Annotated in this window: 2 protein-coding genes; both read right to left on the bottom strand. The window is 41.6% G+C overall.

Annotated features, from left to right (window positions below):
* Positions 1-148: 148 nt before the first annotated feature.
* Positions 149-1,759: a hypothetical protein gene (locus tag LZF95_RS26135; RefSeq protein WP_233758441.1), complete on the bottom strand. Its 1,611-nt coding sequence runs from the start codon at positions 1,757-1,759 to the stop codon at positions 149-151.
* A 306-nt stretch (positions 1,760-2,065) separates the two neighbouring features.
* Entirely contained in the window at positions 2,066-3,850 is a 1,785-nt protein-coding gene (locus LZF95_RS26130) for an autotransporter adhesin family protein (protein ID WP_233758440.1), read from the bottom strand.
* Positions 3,851-4,158 lie beyond the last annotated feature (308 nt).

Genomic DNA, 4,158 nt, shown 5'->3' with positions numbered 1-4,158 from the left:
AGAATCCCGATTCCTATAAAATTAAACGGTATTCAAAAAAATAGAGGCCGAAATCAGGAAATCGGCCTCTATTGAATAAAAAAGGCTGTCTTCAATTATCAAACATCAATATGAGACAGCCTCTTTCAAAGCTCAATTCAATATATAATTACTTCACCTTACCTTCAGTATCTGTAAAGTCACCAGTGATCGAAGATCCGCTTTGTTGGCTCACAGATCCAAATACAGTAAGTGTATTGCCTGAGCCGACAAATTCAATTTTACCTCCACTGTTTAAGTTAAGGTTGCCGTAGATCACTACAGAACCAGAAAGCTTTAAAGTGGAGTTGACATGCATGGTGTTATTTGCGTTCATTCTGCCAAAAGCCAATGAACCGTATATTTCTGTTACAGAGCCTCCGTTCATATTGAATTGATCAAGGACGGCAAGGGAACCGCAGAACAGGAAGTTTGAATTGTTGTTAAGGCCAGCTATTGACGCTGAACCACCATAGGCTTTAGTCTCTCCTCCGTTTATGTTTAGCCAGGAGTCTCCCCGATATGCGGGAAGGCCTGCGCAAACTGCTTCTGTGGGATCCGTTGAGGCTTTGTTTATTTTCAGGATTTGCAGCCCGCCGAAACCGGTGGCAACGAATACAAATTCTTCCTCATTTCTAACGAAATTAGAAGACCCATCCAAATCCAACACGCCATATTCTTTAATAGCCGTAAGTTCAGTGACGTCTGAGATAGAAATGCCGGCAGCGCCATTTGCCATGAATAGCAAATTGTTATCTACTGAAACCGCATTAGTCACAATATCAGCTTCGTCCACGTCCTCTGGACGGATGGGAATTGCCAATTTGGTTATGAGGCTGCCATCTGTCATCTTATAAATACCTGCGCCATTGGCTCCTTCAGATACATAAAGAGTACCATTGTCGATGTCCATAGTTCTCTTTGCGCCAGCCACATCTGCTGTCAGAGGAATGGTGAACACTTCTGATAAGCTGTTAGGATCCAAAATATGCACTCCTGATGTCCCGCTAAGTACTGCCAGTTTATCACTTCCAAAAGCCACAGCTCTTAGGTCTTCCATTTCCGTTGAGTTTCCCGGAGTTTGTGCAGCGTCAAAAAGACCGATAATACCGTCATTTCCACTTGTTACCGCAGTGTTGGAATTAGTGTTGGCAACATCAGTTGCCACAAAACCTGGCAATGAAGTATATACAAAGCCCGAGGTGAATCTACCTCCTGCCACAGATACGGTGATCAGGTTTGCAGGAGATGTCACCTCAGAACTTGCGTCAATGTTAACCGCGGCAGCTAGGTAAAGTTTGCCGTTTTTATATTCCAGTGAACTAATATCAGTATCAGAGAAAATTGCCTGCTCAGTGATCTTTGGGCTGTATGGATTGGAGATATCGAAAATATCCACTGCACCCAAGTAAGTGTCACCTTCCATGTTGTAAGAGACATAAGCATAATCCCCATCTATATCCACGTGGGTGGCACGTAAGGTTTGGCTGCCTACCTGAGGTGCATCAACTTGGGAGACAAGAACTAGAGGAAGGTCTGAGGATTCTTTCTGGATTCTGCCGGCTGGAGCAGTTGGGTCAATTATGCCGATCACCCCTGCTTTATCCATTTTCATCCGGGCAGTGAGTGCTTCACTGTCTGAGTTGATGGTTATCGGGTCAACCCTGATTGGATCGGTTGAGTCATTACAGGAGTAAAATCCCAATACAATTGCTATGCCGAGTAAGTAATGTTTTTTCATAGTGTTGGTGTTAATTTCTTGAAATATCTTGAAGTATGGAAAATGCGGTTTAAATAATGTTGTTTAAAATTTAATTCCGATTTATCCGTTTATTAGTAATTTATTGCCTGTATTACAGTGTTATATATTTATTTTTGGAATTTTATTTTGATTTTACCTATATTTTAAGTTGGTCTCTGTATTCAGTGCGCAAATGTATAATTAGTTTTGGGACCTCGTTCCAGTAAACCAATACTTTATCAGAAATATTTTGATTTTTTTAGCTCAAAACCTTCGGATTGCAAGGTGTTTTCAGAAATAGGCCTTTTAGTTTCTTAATAGTTTGATCTGCTGGGAATTTGTCCCCCAGTGAATGTCGAGGATATATAATCCGGCTTTTTTGGGGAGAAGCCATCCGGACACCACTTGGGAAATATCTTCGGGTGTGGTAAGTATAGCTGATTCTCCTTCGCCCAGCAGATTTATCAGTCGCAGGGAAATCAGTTCGTCCTGGTATTGATTAAGCTGTAGGAGATCCACGGATATTTTTGATCCATGGGTACTTGGGTTGGGGTAGGCTACCCAGACCGTCTTGCTGTTTATGGCATCCACTTGGAGGGACCTGGTCATGCTGTAGCTAGATTTATCGGAGAAATCAACCTGCTTCAGTCGATAGAATATATTTCCTCCTGATGTTGGAAGTTCGGTATCTGTAAAACTGTACTTCTCAGGTCTTTCGGAGTATCCGTTTCCCTCCACTTGTCCTATGGTTTCCCATTCTTTTACCGAATTTACCGCACGCTCGATCTCGAAGTGGGAGTTTTCCCATTCCTTGGCTGTGGACCAGTGGAGTAGGGCAGAGTGGTCTTGGGGACGGTATGAGGTATTGAAGTAGAGGAGATCAACAGGGAGTATGCGGCAACCTCCGTAGTATGCAGGAGATGGGGCTATGCTCATGTTAGAATAGGTTATTGGTGGATATAATCCTGAATTTCCCCCTAAGCGATTACTGCAAATGACAAGTTGCCCCTTATTTTGAACTCTAATGGCAGAGCTATATTGGGGCTTCTCCAAATTTTTAGTAATCAGGACATCCCCATTGTCTATGACTGCAAGGGAGGTGTTCCCTAGAAGGGCTACCGTTCCGTTTATCGTTGAGAAGCCGGAAAATTCCAAGGCTGAGCTTCCTTTAGTAGTCACATCTCCTTCAATGATTGTGAGGCCTTTCGAGACAAGATGCGTATTCCCCTCCAAATCCAGGTTTCCATTAAGCGTTGTCTTGCCCTCTAGGGTAAATGAAGCGCTTCCTTTGAGGATTGTGTTGCCCATAACAGTAAAATCTGCAGTAGGACTCAGTTGTGCAGACGAAGCGTATCCTTCAATTTCAAACGTGTCTTCAATAATTGTCAAGCCTTGAAAACTTATTGAAGATGCACCGGTGATTTTAACCGTCAATGCCCTAACTTTTGAGTTGGCTCCAAAATTTATTTTATTGTCATTTCCCCCTTCGGTAATGATGCTTTTAGCAGAAATTGTCCCGTTGATGGTGGCACTGGCATTACTTCCCCCAAGCTTTATCTGGTTTTCGATTTCCAATGTGGAACTCTCGTCAACTTCAATAGAAGAAGCGTTTCCGCCGGTTGTCAAATCGTTTCTGATTTTTAACTTGCCACCATTGATTATTTTCAGTTTGGCTCCATTTGTCAGGTGTAAGTTATAAAGTTCAAGTGAGCCACCATCAATAGTGATCTCTATAGCCCCATATGCATTATTTGTGGCAGAAATTATTGTGTTTCCAGTAAAGATTAGATTTCCAGTACTATTTAATTTTAATGATCTGAATCTTTGGGCAAAAGTGTTGTTTCCAGTTTTGGTAATTGAATGATTTATTATAACATCAATCGCACAAGATATATTAGATGGGTTTGTAGGAGGGGGGCTGGCATATTGTGTAGCGCATGAACTAGGATTTGTTCTTATCCATCGTATGGTAGAGCTGTTTGCCCAATCTCCATTTGAATTGGTGGTAAATGTTTGCCCCCACACTTCTCCGCTCCATAAAATCTGGGCACAGTAAAAAATCAGGAAAACGAACAGGGTTCTATTCTTCATGGAATGAAACTTGAAATTTCAGGCTGGGGTGTGCCCTACTGTTTATTGATTAAGCTTAGGGTCTCACAAAGGTAAGGTAGCACTAGGAGTATTGCAAATCATATATATAAAAATGTATTTTAGATACACAAAAAACAATTTTATATTTATTCTAATATGTTTTTGATACGGGACAATCTTTTACGGATCAGTCCTAAAAGTTGGGGGAATTGACTGAATCGATTTTCTTTGTTGAAAAAAAGAATTGGAAGAAAAGGATTACCTCAGCTTGCTTTTGCCGCATGGCCTGCTTGAATTTTTCAAGGTTA

Origin of the sequence: Algoriphagus sp. AGSA1 (genome assembly GCF_021390545.1) — a bacterium.
GTDB lineage: Bacteria > Bacteroidota > Bacteroidia > Cytophagales > Cyclobacteriaceae > Algoriphagus.
This window is presented reverse-complemented; position numbering and strand designations above follow the sequence as displayed.

What these genes read in the sequence shown, in the direction of transcription:
- LZF95_RS26135 (WP_233758441.1), bottom strand. Translation starts at nt 1,759, where the DNA reads ATGAAAAAACATTACTTACTCGGCATAGCAATTGTATTGGGATTTTAC.
- LZF95_RS26130 (WP_233758440.1), bottom strand. Translation starts at nt 3,850, where the DNA reads ATGAAGAATAGAACCCTGTTCGTTTTCCTGATTTTTTACTGTGCCCAG.